This is a genomic window from Dactylosporangium sp. CA-092794 (genome assembly GCF_050948465.1).
Classification (GTDB): Bacteria; Actinomycetota; Actinomycetes; order Mycobacteriales; family Micromonosporaceae; genus Dactylosporangium.
The window spans coordinates 10,576,354-10,595,803 of sequence record NZ_CP192044.1; the positions used below are offsets into that span (position 1 = coordinate 10,576,354).

A 19,450-nucleotide genomic window follows, 5' to 3' on the forward strand; every position below is an offset into this window, starting at 1 on the left:
TGGTGTCCAGGACGGGCGCCTTAGCCCGAACGGCTAAAAGCTGACATATCATAATTTCACCCGATTAGGCGTACGGCTGGGAGGCGGGTATGGCTGCACCGGTACCCCACAACGAGGCGGATCGGGTCTCCGCCCTGCGCGCGATGGCCGTTCTGGACACGCCGCCGGAGACCGACTTCGACGACATCGTCCGGATCGCGAGCGAGGTCTGCGGCGCGCCGATCTCCCTGGTCACACTCGTCGACACCGAGCGACAGTGGTTCAAGGCCAAGATCGGTGATGTACCCGTGAACGAAACACCGCGCGAGGTGGCCTTCTGCGCGCACGCGATCATGGGCCGGGACCTGATGGTGGTACCCGACGCCACCGCCGACGCGCGCTTCGCCGACAACCCGTTCGTCGGGGGCGCCGATGGCATCCGGTTCTACGCCGGCGCGCCGCTGCTCACCCAGACCGGCGCCGCCCTCGGCACGCTGTGCGTGGTCGATCACGCACCGCACCGGCTCAACCTCGACCAGATGCGCGCCCTGCGCGCCCTCGCCCGGCAGGTGACGGAGCTGCTGGAACTGCGCCGGCTGGTGGTCATCGACGAGCCCGAACCGCGCTCGGTCGACCTGGCGTACCTCGTCGAGGCCCGCATCCGCGAGCTGCGCGGGATCGCCGACGCGCGCAACGTCGCGATCACGCTGGGGCTCACCGACCCGACCTCGATCCATGCCGACCCGGCGAGGCTGTCCCGGGCGCTGGACTACGTGATCTTCACCGCGCTGAAGGTCGCCCCGGCCGGCGGGCGGGTCGCGGTGCGGGTGCTGGGCTCGCCCGTGCCCACGGTCGAGATCGGCCACGCCGGGGGCAGCATCCGCCCCGAGTGGCACACCGACCTCGCCGGAATCCGTCCGGCCGACGAACCGGTACCACGGGCCGTCGCCGGCATCCTGCGCGCCCACGGCGCCACGGTGCTGGACACCTCCGCCATCGTCGGCTCCCCCGACGTGCGCCTTGAGCTGCGCTTTCCGCCGCACTGAGATTTTTTGTCATACCCCGGTCGTACTGTGCCCCCGTGCCCGAGTACCACCAGGAAACGCTCGACGCCCTGTTCGACGACCCGCGCGCCGCGACGCTCTTCGCGACCACCTTCGTGGTGGTCGACCTGGAGACGACCGGCGGCGCGCCCGACGGCGGCGGCATCACCGAGATCGGCGCCGTCAAGGTCCGCGGCGGCGAGGTGCTCGGTGAGTTCGGCACGCTGGTCAACCCCGAGGAGCGGCTCCCGGCGTTCATCACGGTGCTCACCGGCATCACCGAGATGATGCTGCTGGAGGCGCCGAAGCTCGACACCGTCCTGCCGAGCTTCCTGGAGTTCGCGAAGGGAGCGGTCTGGGTCGCGCACAACGCGCCGTATGACACCGGGTTTCTGAAGGCGGCCTGCGCCAAGCACGACTACGCCTGGCCCAAGCCGATCGTGCTCGACACCGCCGCCATCGCCCGCCGGGCGCTCATCGCCGACGAGGTGCCCAACCACAAGTTGTCCACCCTGGCCCGGCACTTCCGGTCCCCCACGCAGCCGGTCCACCGTGCGCTGGAGGACGCGCGGGCCACCGTCGACGTGCTGCACGGCCTGTTCGCCCGGCTCGGCAGCCTCAAGGTGCACACGGTCGGCGACGTCATCGAGTTCGTGAAGGCGGTCAGCCCGGCCCAGCGGCGCAAGCGGCATCTCGCCGAGGGGCTGCCCGACGCCCCGGGGGTCTATGTGTTCCGCGGGCACAAGGACCGGCCGCTGTACATCGGCACGAGCTCCTCGATCGCGACCCGGGTGCGCAGCTACTTCACGGCCGCGGAGAAGCGGGCGCGCATCGACGAGATGCTCAACGCCGCCGAGCGGGTCGAGGCGATCCCGTGCGCGCACTCGCTGGAGGCCGAGGTCCGTGAGCTGCGGCTGATCGCGGCGCACAAGCCGCCGTATAACCGCCGCTCGAAGTTCCCGGAGCGGGTGCTCTGGCTGAAGCTCACCAACGAGGCGTATCCGCGGCTGTCGGTCGTGCGCGAGCTGCACGCCGACGGCGCGGCATATCTCGGGCCGTTCGGCTCGCGGCGGGGCGCCGAGCTGGCCGCCGCCGGCGTCTACGACGCGCTGCCGATCCGCCAGTGCACCCACAAGCTGTCGCTGCGCACGACCACGCCGGCGTGCGCGCTCGCCGAGCTGGGCCGCTGCCCGGCGCCCTGCGAGCACCGGATCTCGGCCGACGACTACGAGGCGACAGCCGCGGCCCCGTTCCGCGACGCGACCACCGGCGACCCCAGCCCGGTCGTGCGCGGGCTGATGGCGCGGATCGAGGCGCTCGCCGCGGCGGAGCGATACGAGGACGCGGCGGCGATCCGGGGCCGGCTCGTCGTCTTCTTACGCACAGCGATCCGGATGCAACGGCTCGCCGCGCTGACCATGCTGCCGGAGGTCGTCGCCGCCCGTCCGTCGGCGGCCGGGGGCTGGGAAATCGCGGTGGTGCGACACGGCCGACTCGCCGCGGCGGGCATTTCACCCCCGAGGGTGCATCCACAGCCGACGTTGGATGTGGTGTTGGCCACAGCGGAGACCGTCCAGCCCGGGCCGGGCCCGACGCCGCGTGCGTCGCCGGAGGAGACGGAGCGAATCCTCGCCTGGCTCGAGCGTCCGGAAACACGGCTGGTCAAGACCGATGTCGGCTGGTCATCGCGGGCCGATGGGGCGGGCCGATGGCGGCCGTTCCTGGCCCGCGCGGAGGCGGCCGCGACGGTTCAGATCGATTTGCGAGGGTAGGCGCATCGGACGAACGCACATACTCAAATGACCGATCGGATGCCACAGAGGAAACTAGGCTGGAACCTACCCAAACCCCGGCCCGCCCGGCCCGTCGGTGAGGAGGTGCCGCATGGAGCCCGGTCTGCAGTCAAGCGCGCCGTTCAGCGCGGGCCCCTCCTCGGCACCGAACCATTCTCCGGCACCGAACCACGCGGCCCAACCGCACCACGCGGCCCAACCGCCAGCCGGCCACGCGTCGGCCCACGGCCCGGGCTACGTCGCGGCGGTCCCGCAGGGCAACGGGTCCAACGGCACCTCGCAAGGGAACGGCTCCAGCGGCGTCGCGCAGGGAAACGGTTCCAACGGGGTCGCGCGCGAAAACGGTTCCAGCGGGATCGCGCAGGGCGGCGGTTCCAGCTCCAACGGCCGGGCCGCGGGAGCGGACAGCCGGGATCGGCCGAGCGCGGGTCCGCCAGGCCCCGACGCCCCGCCCGGCGCCGACACCCCGCCCGGCGCCGACACCCCGCCCGGCGCCGACACCCGGCCAGGCGTGGACACCCCGCCAGGTCCCGATGCCCCGCCAGGTCTCGACACTCCGCTGGGCGCAGACGCACCGCTGGGTTTCGACACTCCGCCGGGCGCAGACGCACCGCTGGGTTTCGACACTCCGCCGGGCGCAGATGCGCCGCCAGGTCCCGACGCTGCGTCGGGCGCAGACGCCCCGCCGGGTTCCGACACCGCGTCGGGCGCAGACGCCCCGCCGGGCCATGACGCCGGGTCGACCGGCGACGCTGCGCTCGGGCTCGACGCCGCGGCGGGCACCGATGAAGCTGACGCCGGGCGTGTGGCAGAGCCCGAGGTGACAGAGCCCGAGGTAGGCGCGACCCGTGGCGCTGAGTCCGGGGGTGTGGCGGAGCTTGGGCGTGGGGCGGCAGACGGACTACAGGTCTCAGACGCGGCGGCCTCCGAGTTGGCGGCGGGCGGTTCCGGTAGGCGGCAGGGCGCCGGGCACTCGGCGGCTCCGAATGGTCGCGGCTCGGAGATGTCGACGCTCGGCGCGCAGGTAGCTCGCGCGCAGGGCGCCTCGCACGGCCCTGGTTCGGACGCGAGCGCGACGCACAGCGAGTACATGGTGGACCCAGCGGCGTCGAACGGCAACCCCGCGCAGTTTCCGAATTTCCGGGCCGGGCTCGCCGGGCTTGCTACCAGCAACGATGCCCACGCGCTCCGCGAGGAGGCGGTCGCCGGTCTCGACGCCGAGGGCCCGCTCGGCCCCGCGACGATCCGGGTCGAGCCGCTGGGCGGGACCTCTCGGATGCTGGGCGGTACGGGCGGATTCGGGAGCGTCGGCGCCGGACCGCTGGGCGGCGGCACCGGGCCGATCGGCACCCGGGCAATCGGCGCAGGCAGCACCGGAGCGATCGGCGGCGGCACCATCGGCAGCGCGGGCACAGGAAGCATTGGCAGCGCGGGCGCCGGGAGCATCGGGACCGGGGGCACGGGAGCAACCGGCACGGGTGCCATTGGCACCGGGGCGACAGGCGCTGGGGCCGTCGGTGGCGGTGATCGCGAGGCGGGCGGCGGTGAGCGGCTGCGGGCCGGCGAGATGTTCTTGGGGCCCAAGGGGCTGCCGACGGCGGCGATCAACACCCCGCAGGCGCCTCCGCGGCGGCGGCCGGCCGGTGCGCCGGAGCGGGCGCCGGCCGACAGGACGAAGCCGGCCGACCGCGGGCACCATGCCGACCGGGTCATCGACGATCGGGTCGCGGCCAACCGGGCTCGGGATGCTGACGGCCGGACCGCCCGGGATCGAGGCAACACCAACCCAGGCAACAGCGCGCAGGTAACCGCCGACCGGGCGACAGACCGGGCAGCGACGGACCGGGCGACCACCGACTGGCCGGCGAATGACCGGACGATCGAGACCAGACACGGCGGCGACGGCGAGGCGGCCGAGCGTGGGGTGGAGGCGGGCGCCGCCGAAGGGCGGCGGGCAGAAGCCAGCACGGCCGAGAGGGGAGCGAAAGCGGCCGAAGCTCGGCGGCGAGTAGAAGCGGATGCGGCCGAGGGCGAAGTGGGCGAGGCGCGGCGGCGGGTAGAAGCGGATGCGGCCGAGGGCGGAGCGGGCGAGGGTGGGGCGGAAGCAGGCGCGGGCGAGGCGCGGCGGGTTGAGCGGGTAGAGGCAGCGCAGAACGAGCGGTGGGCGGTGGGGCGCGAGGGGCTCGACAAGCCGCGGAACGCGCACGGTGGGCCGCTGGTGGAGCGGCGCGAGCGGCCGGTGGACGGCGAGCGGAAACGGGTCGGGCCGCGGCCGGTGGCGGGGCGGGAGGCGCGGCTCGACGATCGGTATGCGGCGCCGCGGCAGAAGCTCACGGCGCCCGCCGCCGACGACTCGCCCGAAGTGCCGCCGCCGCCGAGTTACTCGGCGCAGGTGGGTGGGCTGGTTCCCGGGGATCCGACGTCGACGTATACGGCGATCATCGGGTCGCGGCTGCGGGCCATGCTGCCCTGGCAGTCCAGCGATGATCCGATGGCGCCGATTCTGCGGGTACACCGGCAAATTCATGCGGCGGCGGACACCGCGCTGTTGCGGCGGGCGTATGCCACCGCCGAGCAGATGCACCGGGGACAGATGCGCAAGAGCGGTGAGGCGTTCATCAGCCACCCGCTCGAGGTCACCGAGATCCTCGCCGACCTGGGGATGGACACGACCACGCTGGTCGCGGCGCTGCTGCACGACACGGTCGAGGACACCGAATACACGCTCGGGGCGCTGGAGCGGGACTTCGGCGGTGAGGTCGCGCTGCTGGTCGACGGCGTGACGAAGTTCGACAAGATGTTCTACGGCGCCGACGCCGAGGCCGAGACGATCCGCAAGATGATCGTCGCGGCCGGGCGGGACGTGCGGGTGCTGGTCATCAAGCTCGCGGACCGGCTGCACAACATGCGCACGATCGACGCGCGGTCGGTCAAGAGCCGGGTGCGGATCGCCACCGCGACGCGGGAGGTGCTGATCCCGCTGTGTGAACGGCTCGGCATCCAGGCGCTCAAGCGGGAGCTCGAGGACTGGGTGCTGCGGGCGGTCTCCCCCAGCGGCTACGCGGTCGTCGCGGACTACGTGCGGCAGCGGGTGGGCTGGGAAGGGTACCTCGACAAGGTCATCTCGGCGGTCGGCACCGACCTGAAGAAGTTCGGCCTCGACGCGACGGTGTCGCCGCGGCCCCGGCACCTGTACTCCATCTGGAAGGACACGGTCGACGGCGACTACGCCGAGCCGCACGACCTGCCGCGGGTGGTGATCGTCGTCGACGGGCCGGAGACCGACTGTTACGCGGCGCTCGGAGCGGTCCACGGCAAGTGGCGGCCGGTGCCGGGGCGGTTCAAGGACTTCGTCGCGACGCCGAAGAACAACAACTACCGGTCGCTGCACACGACGGTGCTCGGGCCGGAGGGGCGCTCGCTGGAGGTGCTGATCCGGACCGTCGAGATGCACCAGTCGGCGGAGTACGGCATCGTCGCGAACTTCCGGTACCCCTCCGCTGCGGCCCGGTTCGGCCCGGCGACGAAGGCCGAGCAGCTGGACTGGCTGCGCCGGCTGCTGGACTGGGAGGCGGCGGCGTCCGACCCAGCGCAGTTCATCGCCTCGCTGCGCTGCGACCTGGCCGAGGACCAGATCCTGGTGCTGACCGCGGGCGGCGGGCGGCCGGTGCTGCTGCCGTGCGACGCGACACCGGTCGACCTCGCGTACATCCTCGGCGCGGACGTCGGCAACCGATGTATCGGCGCCCGGGTGAACGGCCGGCTGATCGCGGTTTCCTCGCCGCTGGCCGACGGCGACACGGTGGAGATCATCACCCGCGCGGGGCAGCGCGACGAGTTCGACTTCGACGCCGACGCGCCGGCGCGGGGGCCGTCGCCGGAATGGCTGGACTTCGTCAAGACGCCGCACGCGCGGCTGCACATCAGCCGCTGGTTCGAGGCGCACGAGGCGCCGGCCATCACGGTCGCCAACAAGGTGCGCCTGGGCCGGCTCGCGATCGGCCTCGCGCTGCGCCAGCAGGGCCGCGGGCTGGCCAGCGACCTGCCGCTGGTGCGCCTGGCGGCGCGGCTGGGCTACCCGGACCTGGAGACGCTGCTGGTCGCGGTCGCCGATCACGCCCGCACCGCGGATGAGGTCGTGGCCGAGCTGATCGCCCTCGTCGACCACTCCCCGAAGTAGGTCACTAGCCTTACGCGGATGACGGACTTCCGTGGCCGCGCGCGGGCTCTGGCGTACCGCACGTTCTATCGGCTGCCGGGCCGGTGGCGGCGGCGGATCGTGCGCACGCTCCAGCCGATGTACACCCTCGGCGGCGTCGTGATCGCCCGCGACCCGCAGCGGACCCGGATCCTGCTGCTGCGCCAGCCGCCCGGCGCCGGCTGGTCGCTGCCGGCCGGGCTGATGGACCGCGGCGAGACGCCGGTGCAGTGCGCGGCCCGCGAGCTCGCCGAGGAGACCGGCCTGCGGGTACCCCCGGAGCAACTGCGCCCGGCCACGCCCAACGCCATCGTGCACACGCACGGCCGGTGGATCGACATGGTGTTCGAGGCCGAGATCGAGCCGGGCGACCCGTTCGTCATCGACGGCGCCGAGGTGCTCGAGGCGGCCTGGCACCCCCTCGACGCGCTGCCGCCGCTGACCGTGCCGACCTCGCGGCTGCTCGCGCACTACGGGATCGGGCCGTACCGGGAGTACCCCGAGGTCCTGGAGTCGTGAGCACGGAACTCTGCGCGGTCGTGCTCGCCGCCGGCGAGGGGCGCCGCCTGCGGCCGCTCACCGAGCAGCTGCCCAAGGCGCTGTGCCCGGTCGGCAACGTGCCGCTGCTCGACCGGGCGCTGGACCGGGTCGCGGCGCTCGGGCTCGACGCGGCCGTGAACGCCTGCTATCTCGGGCAGCAGGTCGTCGAGCACGTCGGCGACCGGGCGCACCTGTCGGTGGAGCCCGGCGATCCCCTCGGTACCGCCGGCGGGCTCGGCCTGCTGCGGGACTGGATCGGCGGCCGGGGCGTGCTGGTCGGCAACGCCGACGCCTACCTGGCCGCGGACGCGCCGCCGGGGCCGGACATCGCGGCCCTGCTGGCCGGGTGGGACGGGCGCGAGGTGCGGATCCTGGGCGTCCCCGGCCCGCCGCACGAGTTCGGCGCGCACCGTTTCGCGGGGTTCTCGCTGCTGCCCTGGGACCTGGTCGCCAATTTGAAGCCAGAGCAATCCGATTTGGTACGGCTGGTCTGGCGCCCGGCCGAGCGCGCCGGACGGCTGCGGGTGGTCGAGTATCCGGGCACCTACCTCGACACCGGCACCCCGGCGGACTACCTGCGGGCCAACCTGCACGCGGTACACGGCGGAAACCTCGTGGCGGAGAGCGCCGAGGTCACCGGGCGGCTCAAGGAGGCCGTGGTCGGCGCGGACGCCGTCGTGGCTGGGTCGGTCACCCGCGGGGTGGTGTGGCCGGGTGGTGTCGTGGCGGCCGGCGAGGCGCTCGAGGACGCGATCCGGGTCGGCCGGGAGCTGACCGTGGCCGCGCACTAACATCACCTTGTCCGCATCTGGAAGGAGCACCGCCGGTGATCACCGCGATCGTCCTCATCGACTGCGCGACCGACTCGATCCCGGAGGTGGCGGAGAGCCTCGCCAACCTCGACGGGGTCAGCGAGGTGTACTCCGTGGCCGGCAACGTCGACCTGATCGCCATGGTGCGCGTCCGGCAGTACGACGAAATCGCCGAGGTGATCGCGAACCGGATCTCCAAGGTGCCCGGCGTCATGGACACCGACACGCACATCGCGTTCCGGGCCTATTCGAAGCACGACCTGGAGGAGGCGTTCGCGATCGGCCTGCCCGACGCGGACTGACCCGGGGCGTGCGGCAAATCGCATCGAGGGCGAGGGCCGCACCGGGTACCCTCGCCGCCATGAGGATCGGCATCGTAGGGGCCACCGGGCAGGTCGGCAGCGTCATGCGTCACATCCTGGCCGAGCGGCGGTTCCCGGTAGACCAGTTGCGACTGTTCGCCTCCGCCCGTTCGGCCGGGCGGCCCATCGAATGGCAGGACGGGCAGGTCACGGTGGAGGACGCGGCCACCGCGGACTACGCCGGGCTCGACATCGTGCTGTTCTCGGCCGGCAAGGGCACGTCGAAGGAGCTCGCCCCGAAGGTCGCCGCGGCCGGCGCGGTCGTGATCGACAACTCCTCCGCCTGGCGGATGGACCCCGACGTGCCGCTGGTCGTCGCCGAGGTCAACCCGCACGCCGCCGCCGTGCGGCCCAAGGGCATCATCGCCAACCCCAACTGCACCACCATGGCCGCGATGCCGGTCGTGCGCCCGCTGCACGCCGAGGCCGAGCTGGTCGCCATGATTGCCGCCACCTACCAGGCCGTCTCCGGCGCCGGGCTGGCCGGCGTGGCCGAGCTCGACGAGCAGGTCCGCAAGGTCGCCGACGGCGCCGCCGCGCTCGCCTTCGACGGCGCGGCGGTCGAGTTCCCGCAGCCGAAGAAGTTCGCCCGTCCGATCGCCTTCAACGTGCTGCCGCTGGCCGGCGCGATCGTCGACGACGGCTCGTTCGAGACCGACGAGGAGCAGAAGCTGCGCAACGAGAGCCGTAAGATCCTCGAGATTCCCGCCCTCAAGGTCTCCGGCACCTGCGTGCGCGTGCCCGTCTACACCGGCCACTCGCTGCAGCTCAACCTCCGCTTCGCCGGCCCGATCGGCGTCGAGCGGGCCACGGAGCTGCTGGCCACGGCGCCCGGCGTGGCGTTGAGCGACATCCCCACTCCCCTGCAGGCGGCCGGCGCCGACCCGTCCTACGTCGGGCGCATCCGCGTCGACGAGACCGTCGACAACGGCCTGGCCCTGTTCGTCGCCAACGACAACCTGCGCAAGGGCGCCGCCCTCAACGCCGTCCAGATCGCCGAGCTGCTGGCCGCCTGACGGGCACTACAGGTAGCGGCCGAACCAGTCCAGGATCGCCTCGAAGCGCTGTACCCGGTGCGAGGGCAGACCGGTGCGGGACAGTTCGTGGCCCTCGCCCGGAAACAGCAGCAGCTCGACCGGGGTGCCGCGGCGCTTGAGGGCCACGAACAGGCGCTGGGCCTGCTCGACCGGGCAGCGCCAGTCCTGCTCCGAGTGGATGATCAGCATCGGCGTGTCGATGCGGTCGGCGTAGGTCAGCGGGCTCTGCCGGGCGAAGTCGTCCACGTAGAGCGACTCGGCGAAGTACCACCCGATGTCCGACGACCCGGTGAAGCTGTCGATGGCGTTGACCGCGCGCTCGGATACGGCGGCCCGGAAGCGCTCCCCGTGGTGGGCGGACAACCAGGTGGTCATGAAGCCGCCGTGCGAGCCGCCGAGCACGCCCACCCGGCCGGCGTCGAGGTCGGGGGCCTTCAGCGCGGCGTCGAGCAGGGCCAGCAGGTCGACGGCGCTGACCTCGCCGACGTCGCCGCGGATCGCGCGGCCGTGCGCCTCGCCGTAGCCGGAGGAGCCGCGCGGGTTGCCGTAGACGACCGCGTAGCCGCCGTCGGCGTAGACCTGGGGCTCGTCGAAGAGGCGCCAGCCGTACTGCGTGTAGGGCCCGCCGTGGATCATCAGCAGGACCGGGTGCGGGCCGGGGCCGGCCGGGCGGACGATCCAGCCGTGCACCGGGTAGCCGTCGGGAGCGGTCGCGGTGATCTCGGTCTGCCCGAGCGCCTCCACGCCGGCGCTGAACGCGGTGAGCCGCCGGTCCCCGCAGTACACCTCGCCCCAATCGGCGGTGCCCGCGATCGTGCTGGCGAGCACTCCCCCGGCCGAGTCGAAGCCGGCGACCTGCCGCTCGCCGTCCACCAGCACCCGGTGCGGCCCGCCGTCGAAGGGCACGAGCAGCAGTTGTACCGCGCCGCGCCGCTCGTTGGCGAAGAGCGCCCCGTCCGGGCTGACCTCGAGCGTGCCGCCCGGCATCGCCAGGTGGAACTCGGCCGGGTCGAGCAGCGGCCGCGCCGGGCCTCCGCCGCTCGTCACGGGCACCGACCACAGCGACTCGCTGCGCATCGTCGGGTCCCGCCGGTCCTGCCCCGCCGGCGAGGCCGCGAACACGACCGCGGAGCCGTCGGGGGTGAACCGGGGGCGGCTCGGCACCAGCGTGGTGTCGGTGAGCGGGCGCGGGTCGCGGCCGTCCGGGCGGATCACGCACACGTCGGCGGCCCGGTCGTCGGCCCAGCCCTCGTGCCGGGCGGAGACGAACGTGAGCCACTCGCCGCCGGGGCTCCAGCGCGGGTCGCCGTGGTCGTGCTCGCCGTCGGTGATGCGGGTGACCACGCCGTCCAGGGTGGCGGTGAACAGGTGCGCGGGGCGGTCCCGGGTGAAGCCGACGCCGTCGAGCCGGTACGCGAGCGTGGTGATCCGCCGCGCCGGCTCCGCCTCCGGGCCGATGGACTCGCCGTCGGCGGTACGGCCGGTGCCGTAGCGGGCCTCGTGCGGTACCCGAGCGGAAAATGCCAACCTGGTGGCGTCGGGCGACCAGGCCGGCTCGCCCACGCCCAGCGGCTCGTCGGTGAGCTGCCGCGCCTCGCCCCCGGCGACCGGCAGCACCCACAGCTGCGGCTTGGCGCGCTTGTCCGCCCGGCGCAGGAACGCCAGCCACCGGCCGTCCGGCGAGAACCGCGGCGCGCTGTCGTGCCATCCCCGGGTGAGCTGGACCGCCTCGGCGCCGCCGTCGGTGGGCACGAGCCAGAGCTGGGAGGTGTACGCGTCGGCGTCGAGGTCGGGCCGGGACACCGCCACGACGGCGGTGGCGCCGTCCGGGCTCAGCGTCGGCGGGCCGGGCGTGCGCATCCGGGGCAGATCGATCGGTTTCACCCAGCGACAGTAGCCGGTAAGTTCGGGCGCCTACCCTGCGAGCATGGACGTGACGCTGGAGTTGGTGGACCGCGGGACCGACCGGATCGCCGTGCACGTGTATCCGGCCCCGACGACGCGCCGACGCTGGCCGTGTTGTGGCCGGCGATGGGGGTTCCGGCGCGGTACTACCGCACGTTCGCCGCCGACCTGACCGCCGCCGGCCTCGCGGTGGCCGTCGCCGACCTGCGCGGCACCGGCGCCAGCACGCCCGCGCCGTCCCGGGCGTCCCGCTACGGCCTGGCCGACCTGGTCGGCGACGTCGACGCGGTGCTGCACCACCTGAAGCCCCGCCGGGCCGGCCGCCGCACGATCCTGATCGGCCACTCGCTGGGCGGGCAGGCCTGCGCGCTGCAGCTGGCCGCCGAGCCGGCCACCGACGTCGCCGGGCTGGCGCTGCTGGCGGTCGGCCTGCCCTACTGGCGCCGCTACGCCGATCGGGCCCGCCTGCCGGTCCTGCTGTCGACGCAGACCATGGGCGTCGCGGCGAGCCTGCTGCGGGTGTGGCCGGGCTGGGGCTTCGGCGGCCGCCAGGCCCGGGGCGTGATCCGCGACTGGGCCTACACGGCCCGCAACGGCCGCTACCCCACCCTGCGGGGCCAGGACCTGGAGGCGGCCCTGCCCCGGGTGACGACCCCGGTCCTGGCCGTCGACATGGCCAACGACCGGTACACGCCGCCCGGCACCGTCTCGCAGCTGCTGGAGAAGCTCTCCTCGGCCCCGGTGACCCGCCTGCCCTACGCCCCGGACGCGCCGATCGACCACATCCGCTGGGCCAAGCACGGCACCGAGCTCGCGGCGACCGTCTCCTCCTGGGCCGCCGGTCTGCCGTAGGGTGCGAAAACGGCCCCCGGCGTTCGCCGGGGGCCGTTGTGTCGCGGGGCCTCAGTGGCCCGTGGTGATCTCCTCGCGGTCGGCGTCCTCGACCGCGCGCGGGGCCGGCGGGGCCGGGGGCACGGACTTCTCGATCGGGAAGAAGAAGCCCTTCACCGTCGGGGCCAGGGCGCCGATGCGGTTCATCTTCTTCGGCACGACCCAGCCCGCGTACTCCAGGCCGTGGCCGTGGCCGTCGCCCTCGACGCCGTGGCCGTTGCCCGACGGCAGCGGCTGGTGGACCTCGATGAAGCGGCCGTCCGGCAGGCGGCGGATGATGCCCGTCTCCACGCCGTGGGCCAGGACCTCGCGGTCGTGCTGCTGCAGGCCCAGGGCGAGGCGATACGCCACGTAGTAGGCCAGCGGCGGCACGACCAGCATGCCGATGCGGCCCGCCCAGGTCATCGCGTTGAGGCTGATGTGGAACTTGTCCGCCAGCACGTCGTTGCCGCCGGAGAGCAGCAGCACCACGTAGAACGAGATCGCCATGGCGCCCAGCGCGGTGCGCAGCGGGTTGTCCCGCGGGCGCTGGAGCAGGTTGTGGACGGCCTTGTCCTTGGTGAACCGGGCCTCGATGAACGGATAGAAGATCGGCAGCATCGTCAGGATGCCGGGCAGCACCACCGTGGGCCAGAAGATCGGCGGGATGGTGTAGCCGTCGCCCCAGCCGAACAGGTCGAACCGGATCTCCCAGGCCGGGAAGAGACGGGTCGAGCCGTCCAGGAACATGACATACCAGTCGGGCTGGCTCGCCGCCGACACGACCGCGGCCTTGTAGGGGCCGAACAGCCAGATCGGGTTGATCTGGAAGAGCCCGGCCAGCGCGGCGATCATGGCGAACACGATCATGAAGAAGCCGCCGGCCTTGGCCGCGAAGCCGGGGAACATGCGCACGCCGACCACGTTCTCGTTGGTCCGGCCGGGGCCGGGCCACTGGGTGTGCTTCTGCTTGACCAGCAGGCCCATGTGGACGCTGATGAGCGCGAGCAGGGCACCCGGGACGAGCAGGACGTGGACGATGTACAGCCGGTCGAGGATGACCTCACCCGGGAACTCGCCCCCGAACAGCGATGTGGTGACCCAGGTGCCGACGATCGGGATGGACAGCATGATGGCGCTCGCGATGCGCAAGCCCGTGCCGGACAGCGCGTCGTCGGGCAGCGAGTAGCCGCCGAAGCCCTCCAGGAAGCCCATCCAGAACAGCAGCACGCCGACGATCCAGTTGGCCTCGCGCGGCTTGCGGAACGCGCCGGTGAAGAACACCCGGAACATGTGCACCACGATCGCGGCCATGAACAGCAGCGCCGCCCAGTGGTGCATCTGGCGCATGAACAGGCCGCCGCGGATGTCGAACGACAGGTTCAGCGCGGTGTTGTACGCCTGCGACATCTCCACGCCGCGCAGCGGGGCGTAGCTGCCGTTGTACACCGTCTCGCGCATCGACGGGTCGAAGAACAGCGCGAGGAAGATGCCGCTGAGCAGCAGCACGACGAACGAGTAGAGCGCGATCTCACCCAGCAGGAACGACCAGTGGTCGGGGAAGACCTTGTTGAGCAGGCGGCGCAGCGGGGTCGCCGCCTGGAAACGCTCGTCGATCGCCCCTGCGGACTGCCCGGGGAGGGCCCGGACGTCGATCTTTCGCCGTTTCATGGCCGCTCCCAGAAGGCCGGTCCGATAGCAATCTTGTAGTCGGACGTCGCAACGAAGTATCCCTCATCGTCGACCGTGATCGGCAGTTGCGGCAGCGCCCGGCTGGCGGGGCCGAAGATCGGCCGCGCGTTGTCGGTGATCTGGAACTGCGACTGGTGACAAGGGCACAGCAGGCGGTTGGTCTGCTGCTCGTACAGGCTGGCCGGGCAGCCGGCGTGGGTGCAGATCTTGGAGTACGCCACGTAGTTCTGCCACTGCGAGCCCTGGTTGAGCGGCTTGGCGTTCTTCTGCGTGGTGAGGGCGTCGTCCTCGCGCAGGTGGATCAGCAGCGTCGGGGAGTCGGCGAACTTGTTCGTCGCGCCGCCGGGGATGCCGGGGAAGACGGTGATCTGGCCGCCGACGCTGACGTCGGCCGGCCGGATCGGCGTGCCGTCCTCGTGGGTGAGGCGGACCGGCTTGCCACCGTTGTTGTTCGGGTTCCACCCGGTGGTGAAGAAGATGTTCTCGCCGTTCTGCTTCGGCGCCTTGATCAGCGAGCCGACCAGCACGGCACCGGCCACCGCGCCCAACGGGGCGGCGCCGGCCAGGAACGCCAGGCCGACGAAGCGGCGCCGCTTGAGGCCCAGTTCGTCGCCCATGTTGAGGATGGTCGCCGCGGTGAGCCGCTGCTCGGTGCTGTCCGAGGGGCCGTCGTGGCGCTCCTGGATCGAGACCTCCTCGGGCAGGAGCTTCTTCGACCAGGTGATGATGCCCAGGCCCAGGGTGAGCAGCGCGAGGCCGAGCGTCGCGCCGAGCACCGGGTTGTAGAACGGGTACAGCTTCTGGTAGGTCTCGTCGCCGTGCCCGTAGTGCCACGGCCAGGCGATGTACGCCACCACGAAGGCCGTGCCCATGAGCCCGGTGAGCAGGAACAGGAACGCCAGCACGCGCTCGACGCGCTTCTCGGCCTTGGTGCCCGGGACCGGGAACCGCGGCGCGTAGTGCACGATCTCCACGCCGTCCCGGCGGGCGCCCTCCTTGACGAGGTCGAACCGGGTGAGTGCGGGGTCGTTCGGGTCGAACGTCTCCTCGGCCGGAGCGGCGGAGTGGTGGGTGGTGGTCATGACTTCCCTGCAATCCACAGCGTGGCGAACACGAGCGCCGCGATACCGACGAGGAAGATGACGAGCCCCTCGGGGACCGGGCCGTAGCGGCCGATGTTCCAGCCGCCGGGGTCGGACTGGGAGTTCTTGTTCAGGTTCTGGACGTACGCGATGATCGCGGCCTTGTCGTCCGGGCTCAGCTGGTTGTTGCCGAACACCGGCATGTTCTGCGGGCCGGTCAGCATGGCGCCGTAGATGTCGCGGTTGGTGGAGTGCTGCAGCGTCGGGGCGAACTTGCCCGAGGACAGCGCGCCGCCGCCGGTGGAGAACCCGTGGCAGGAGGAGCAGTTGACCCGGTAGAGCTCGCCGCCGTGGGCGACGGTCTCGGGGTTGGCCTGCGCCTGCTTCACGTCCGCGTCGAGGCTGGCCGCGCTCGGCAGCTGCGGGCCGCCGCCCAGCTCCTGGATGTAGGCGCCGATGTCGGCGGCGTCCTTCTCGTTGTACATCGGAGCCTTGCGCTGCGCCTGGGCCTCCTGGCGGGCCAGCGGCATGCGTCCGGTGTTGACCTGGAACTCGACCGCCGCCGAACCGACGCCGATCAGGCTGGGGCCGCGGTCCTGCACGCCCTGCGCGTTGGTGCCGTGGCAGGTGATGCAGCTGGTGTCGTACAGCTCCTTGCCGTGCTGCGCGGCCGCCGACAGGGCCGGCGTCTCCTCGGCACGGCCGACGCCGGGGGCGTAGGCGCTGTAGAGGCCGCCGACCAGCGTGAGCGCGGCGACCAGGCGCACGGCCGCCGACAACCGCCGGCGAAGCTTGCCCCGCGCCGCGCGCGCACCACCCGGTACCAACCGGGCAAGCGGCCGCCTGCTCTGCTCAGAACTCATGGCCTCACCTTTGTCGTCTGTCATTTCTCAAAGTGATCCCCGGTGTGACGCGGCCAAGCGGCTTACTGGAGGAAGTAGATCATCGCGAACAGCGCGATCCAGACGACGTCGACGAAGTGCCAGTAGTACGACACGACGATCGCCGCGGTCGCCTGCGCCGGCGTGAACCGGCCCATCGTCGTGCGGATCAGGTAGATGATGAAGGCGATGAGACCGCCGGTGACGTGCAGGCCGTGGAACCCGGTGGTCAGGTAGAACATCGACCCGTAGCCGTCGCCGTTGATCTTGATGCCCTCCTTGACGAGGTTGGTGTACTCGTTCACCTGCCCGAGCACGAACGTCAACCCCATCACGAAGGTGAGTGCGAACCAGCGCCGCAGCCCGTGGACATCACCGCGCTCGGCGCGGAACACGCCGATCTGGCAGGTGATGGACGACAACACGAGGATGACCGTGAAGGTCAGGGCATACGGGATCTTCAGCGCCTCGGTGTGCTCCGCCCAGAGCTGGGGCGCGGCGGCGCGGATGGAGAAATACATCGCGAACAGCGCCGCGAAGAACATCAGTTCGCTGGAGAGCCACACGATCGTCCCGACACTGACCATGTTGGGCCTGGTCAGTGAGTGGATCTGGCTCTTGGCAATCGCTGGGGCCGCAGTCACGTCGCCATTATTGCCCCCGATCATCATCGAGTTTGCGCGGGGTCCGCACCGAGGGGCGATTCGCACGACGGCATAGTCTGGGTGCGTGTTCCAGGCACTCGAAACCGCAGGTGAACCGGGCCCCGTGTCGGCCGCAACACTGGTCGGCTCGTTCCACGTGTCGTGGCTGACGCTCGTGCTGCTGGCGGCGGCCGGGCTCTATCTGGCCGGCGTGGTGAAGCTGCACCGCCGCGGCGACCGATGGCCGCTGGCGCGCACGGCGTTGTTCCTGTTCCCGGGCCTGGGCGCGATCGCCGCGGTCACCATGAGCGGGATCGAGGAGTACGACACGACCCTGCTGTCGATTCACATGGTCCAGCACATGATGCTGTCCATGATCGCGCCGATCTTCCTGGCCCTGGGCGCGCCGGTGACGCTCGCGCTGCGCACGCTGCCGCCGCGCGGCCGCAAGGTGCTGCTGGCCGTGGTGCACTCCCGGCCGGCCCGCGTCCTGGCGTTTCCACTGGTGGCGTTCGGCTTCTTCGTCGTGACGCCGTTCATCCTGTACTTCTCCGGCCTCTACGGCCTCACCATGCGCCACGAGTGGATCCACGAGCTCACCCACGCCCACTTCATCGCCGTGGGCTGCCTGTTCTTCTGGCCGCTGATCGGGCTCGACCCGCTGCCGGGCCGGTGGCCGTATCCGGCCCGGGCGCTGCTGATGTTCCTGTCCACGCCGTTCCACACCGTGCTCGGCCTCACCATCATGCAGAGCAAGACGCTGCTGGGCGGGGACTGGTACCCGTCGCTGCACCTGAGCTGGGCCGACCCGTTCGCCGACCAGCAGGTGGCCGGCGGCATCCTGTGGGCCGGCGGCGAGATCGTGTCGGTCACCATGCTCGCCGTGCTCGTGGTGCAGTGGATGCGCCAGTCCGACCGCGAGGCCAAGCGGGTCGACCGCGCACTGGACCGCGAGGAGCGGCTGCGCCGCGAGGAGGCCGAGTGGACCGCCCGCACCGGCATCGCGATTACGGCGGACGGTACGATCCCCGAGGCAGACGCCACACGAGGAGCAGCGCGCACATGAGCGAGCACATTGTCCTGCTGTACAGCGACGACGCCGAGGTCCGCGACCGCATGCGACTGGCCATCGGCACCCGCCCCGCGGCCGACCTGACGGTGCGCTTCGTCGACGCCGCGACCTACGCCGAGGTCGTGAAGCTCGTCGACGACACCGACGTCGACCTGCTGGTGCTCGACGGCGAGGCCACCCCCGGCGGCGGCCTGGGCATCGCCCGGCAGCTCAAGGACGAGGTCACCGACGCGCCGCCGGTCGTGGTCGCGATCGCCCGCGCCGCGGACCGCTGGCTCGCGTCCTACGCGCGCGTCGAGGGCACGATCATGTATCCGCTCGACCCCGTGACCACCGGGGAGACCGTCTCCGCCCTGCTCCGCGCATACCCCGCCATCCGCCGGTAAGTAGGACTTCTCTGGAGGCCGCCATGGGCGACCGCACCTGGCCGACGCTGCTCAGCGCCCTGCTGCGCGGGGAGGATCTGTCCACCGAGGACACCCGCTGGGCGATGGGTGAGATCTTCTCGGGTACGGCCACGCCCGTGCAGACGGCCGCCTTCGTGATCGCGCTGCGCGCCAAGGGCGAGACGCCCGCCGAGGTCGCCGGCTGCGCGGAGATGATGCTGGCCCACGCGGCCCCGATGCCGCTCTCCGACGAGCTGCGCAACGCCGCCGTCGACATCGTCGGCACCGGCGGCGACCGGGCCAACACGGTCAACATCTCCACCATGGCCGCGGTCGTGACGGCCGCCGCCGGCATCCCCGTGGTCAAGCACGGCAACCGGGCCGCCTCCTCCTCCACCGGCGCCGCCGACCTGCTCGAGGCGCTCGGCATCACCATCGACCTCGGTCCGGAGGACGTCACCCGGTGCGTCGAGGAGGTCGGCATCGGCTTCTGCTTCGCCGCCCGCTTCCACCCCGGCATGCGCCACGCCGGCGTGCCGCGCCGCGAGATGGGCGTGCCGACGGTGTTCAACTTCCTCGGCCCGCTGACCAACCCGGCCCAGCCCACCGCCGCCACGATCGGCTGCTTCGACCTGCGCATGGCCCCGGTCATGGCCGACGTGATGGCCGGCCGGGGGTATTCGGTGCTGCTGGTGCGCGGCGAGGACGGCCTCGACGAGTTCACCACCGCCGCGCCGACCCGGGTCTGGATCGCCAGCGGCAACACGGTCACCGAGACCGTCATCGACAGCGTCGACCTGGGCCTGCCCCGCTCCGCCCCCGGCGATCTCCGCGGCGGTGATTCGGCCCACAACGCCGACGTCGCCCGCCGGACGTTCGCCGGCGAGCCCGGCCCGGTCCGCGACGCGGTGCTGCTCAACGCGGCCGCCGCGATCGCCGCCCGCAGCGGCCTGTCCGTGCCCGACCTGCCCGAACAACTCAAGGCCGGCCTCAAGCGCGCCGCCACGGCCGTCGACTCGGGCGCCGCGACGACCTTGGTCGAGCGCTGGGCCGCGTTCAAGTAACCGGTTTACTACGCCGAGCCATCTAGGGATTTTTTCGGGTGCTGTATGGTGCAGAAATCTGCCGAGCGGCACCACGGAGGCCACAGCTCT

Annotated in this window: 15 protein-coding genes and 1 pseudogene; 11 read left to right on the forward strand and 5 right to left on the reverse strand. The window is 72.1% G+C overall.

Translation table 11 applies throughout. From position 1 onward, the window contains the following. Positions 1-89 precede the first annotated feature (89 nt). From ACQPXD_RS45580 to ACQPXD_RS45610, 7 genes are all read left to right on the forward strand, one after another. Positions 90-1,025, forward strand: a complete 936-nt coding sequence (locus tag ACQPXD_RS45580; protein WP_432829565.1) for a GAF domain-containing protein — start codon at positions 90-92, stop codon at positions 1,023-1,025. Between the two features lie 35 nt (positions 1,026-1,060). Then, on the forward strand, positions 1,061-2,794 hold the full coding sequence (locus ACQPXD_RS45585; RefSeq protein WP_432829567.1) for a DEDD exonuclease domain-containing protein: 1,734 nt from the start codon (positions 1,061-1,063) through the stop codon (positions 2,792-2,794). Between the two features lie 2,383 nt (positions 2,795-5,177). Continuing rightward, complete coding sequence (locus ACQPXD_RS45590) at positions 5,178-6,995, forward strand: RelA/SpoT family protein (RefSeq protein ID WP_432844202.1); 1,818 nt, start codon at positions 5,178-5,180, stop codon at positions 6,993-6,995. An 18-nt stretch (positions 6,996-7,013) separates the two neighbouring features. Next, positions 7,014-7,532 (forward strand): NUDIX hydrolase, encoded by a 519-nt coding sequence (locus ACQPXD_RS45595; RefSeq protein WP_432829569.1) that lies wholly within the window; start codon positions 7,014-7,016, stop codon positions 7,530-7,532. Continuing rightward, the gene (locus tag ACQPXD_RS45600) at positions 7,529-8,344 is read left to right on the forward strand and encodes a nucleotidyltransferase family protein (RefSeq protein WP_432829571.1); all 816 of its coding nucleotides are present in this window, start codon (positions 7,529-7,531) and stop codon (positions 8,342-8,344) included. Before ACQPXD_RS45595 ends, ACQPXD_RS45600 begins: the two co-directional genes overlap by 4 nt. Before the next feature lie 35 nt (positions 8,345-8,379). Continuing rightward, the gene (locus tag ACQPXD_RS45605) at positions 8,380-8,667 is read left to right on the forward strand and encodes an Lrp/AsnC family transcriptional regulator (RefSeq protein WP_432829573.1); all 288 of its coding nucleotides are present in this window, start codon (positions 8,380-8,382) and stop codon (positions 8,665-8,667) included. A gap of 59 nt (positions 8,668-8,726) precedes the next feature. Continuing rightward, complete coding sequence (locus ACQPXD_RS45610; protein WP_432829575.1) at positions 8,727-9,743, forward strand: aspartate-semialdehyde dehydrogenase; 1,017 nt, start codon at positions 8,727-8,729, stop codon at positions 9,741-9,743. 6 nt (positions 9,744-9,749) lie between these two features. Here the strand turns inward: ACQPXD_RS45610 and ACQPXD_RS45615 are convergent, their stop codons facing one another. Then, positions 9,750-11,648: a S9 family peptidase gene (locus tag ACQPXD_RS45615; protein ID WP_432829577.1), complete on the reverse strand. Its 1,899-nt coding sequence runs from the start codon at positions 11,646-11,648 to the stop codon at positions 9,750-9,752. Positions 11,649-11,691: 43 nt separating this feature from the next. Here ACQPXD_RS45615 and ACQPXD_RS45620 point away from each other — a divergent pair. Beyond that, positions 11,692-12,521, forward strand: a pseudogene (locus ACQPXD_RS45620) (alpha/beta hydrolase family protein). Positions 12,522-12,572: 51 nt separating this feature from the next. Here the strand turns inward: ACQPXD_RS45620 and qcrB are convergent. The 4 genes from qcrB to ctaE form a co-directional block, all read right to left on the reverse strand. Next, positions 12,573-14,210 (reverse strand): cytochrome bc1 complex cytochrome b subunit, encoded by a 1,638-nt coding sequence (gene qcrB, locus ACQPXD_RS45625; protein ID WP_432829579.1) that lies wholly within the window; start codon positions 14,208-14,210, stop codon positions 12,573-12,575. Beyond that, complete coding sequence (gene qcrA / locus ACQPXD_RS45630; RefSeq protein WP_432829581.1) at positions 14,207-15,313, reverse strand: cytochrome bc1 complex Rieske iron-sulfur subunit; 1,107 nt, start codon at positions 15,311-15,313, stop codon at positions 14,207-14,209. Before qcrA ends, qcrB begins: the two co-directional genes overlap by 4 nt. After that, positions 15,310-16,176, reverse strand: coding sequence for a cytochrome bc1 complex diheme cytochrome c subunit (gene qcrC / locus ACQPXD_RS45635; RefSeq protein WP_432829583.1), 867 nt, complete (start codon positions 16,174-16,176; stop codon positions 15,310-15,312). The genes qcrA and qcrC overlap by 4 nt, the downstream gene beginning before the upstream one ends. A gap of 62 nt (positions 16,177-16,238) precedes the next feature. Beyond that, positions 16,239-16,838 (reverse strand): aa3-type cytochrome oxidase subunit III, encoded by a 600-nt coding sequence (gene ctaE, locus ACQPXD_RS45640; RefSeq protein WP_432829585.1) that lies wholly within the window; start codon positions 16,836-16,838, stop codon positions 16,239-16,241. Positions 16,839-16,962: 124 nt separating this feature from the next. Between ctaE and ACQPXD_RS45645 the strand changes: the two genes are divergently transcribed. From ACQPXD_RS45645 to trpD, 3 genes are read left to right on the forward strand one after another with little or no spacing between them, the layout of a single operon-like run. Next, positions 16,963-17,904 carry a cytochrome c oxidase assembly protein gene (locus tag ACQPXD_RS45645; RefSeq protein ID WP_432829587.1) on the forward strand — a complete coding sequence of 314 codons (942 nt, stop codon included), beginning with the start codon at positions 16,963-16,965 and terminating at the stop codon, positions 17,902-17,904. Continuing rightward, positions 17,901-18,296: a hypothetical protein gene (locus ACQPXD_RS45650; RefSeq protein ID WP_432829588.1), complete on the forward strand. Its 396-nt coding sequence runs from the start codon at positions 17,901-17,903 to the stop codon at positions 18,294-18,296. Before ACQPXD_RS45645 ends, ACQPXD_RS45650 begins: the two co-directional genes overlap by 4 nt. 23 nt (positions 18,297-18,319) lie before the next feature. Continuing rightward, on the forward strand, positions 18,320-19,360 hold the full coding sequence (trpD, locus tag ACQPXD_RS45655) for an anthranilate phosphoribosyltransferase (protein WP_432829590.1): 1,041 nt from the start codon (positions 18,320-18,322) through the stop codon (positions 19,358-19,360). The last annotated feature ends 90 nt before the right edge of the window (positions 19,361-19,450 follow it).

Bases quoted from the DNA above. Each gene is read 5' to 3' on its own strand.
- qcrA (WP_432829581.1), bottom strand. From the start codon at position 15,313: ATGACCACCACCCACCACTCCGCCGCTCCGGCCGAGGAGACGTTCGAC.
- ACQPXD_RS45595 (WP_432829569.1), top strand. From the start codon at position 7,014: ATGACGGACTTCCGTGGCCGCGCGCGGGCTCTGGCGTACCGCACGTTC.
- qcrB (WP_432829579.1), bottom strand. From the start codon at position 14,210: ATGAAACGGCGAAAGATCGACGTCCGGGCCCTCCCCGGGCAGTCCGCA.
- qcrC (WP_432829583.1), bottom strand. From the start codon at position 16,176: ATGAGTTCTGAGCAGAGCAGGCGGCCGCTTGCCCGGTTGGTACCGGGT.
- ACQPXD_RS45650 (WP_432829588.1), top strand. From the start codon at position 17,901: ATGAGCGAGCACATTGTCCTGCTGTACAGCGACGACGCCGAGGTCCGC.
- ACQPXD_RS45580 (WP_432829565.1), top strand. From the start codon at position 90: ATGGCTGCACCGGTACCCCACAACGAGGCGGATCGGGTCTCCGCCCTG.
- ACQPXD_RS45610 (WP_432829575.1), top strand. From the start codon at position 8,727: ATGAGGATCGGCATCGTAGGGGCCACCGGGCAGGTCGGCAGCGTCATG.
- trpD (WP_432829590.1), top strand. From the start codon at position 18,320: ATGGGCGACCGCACCTGGCCGACGCTGCTCAGCGCCCTGCTGCGCGGG.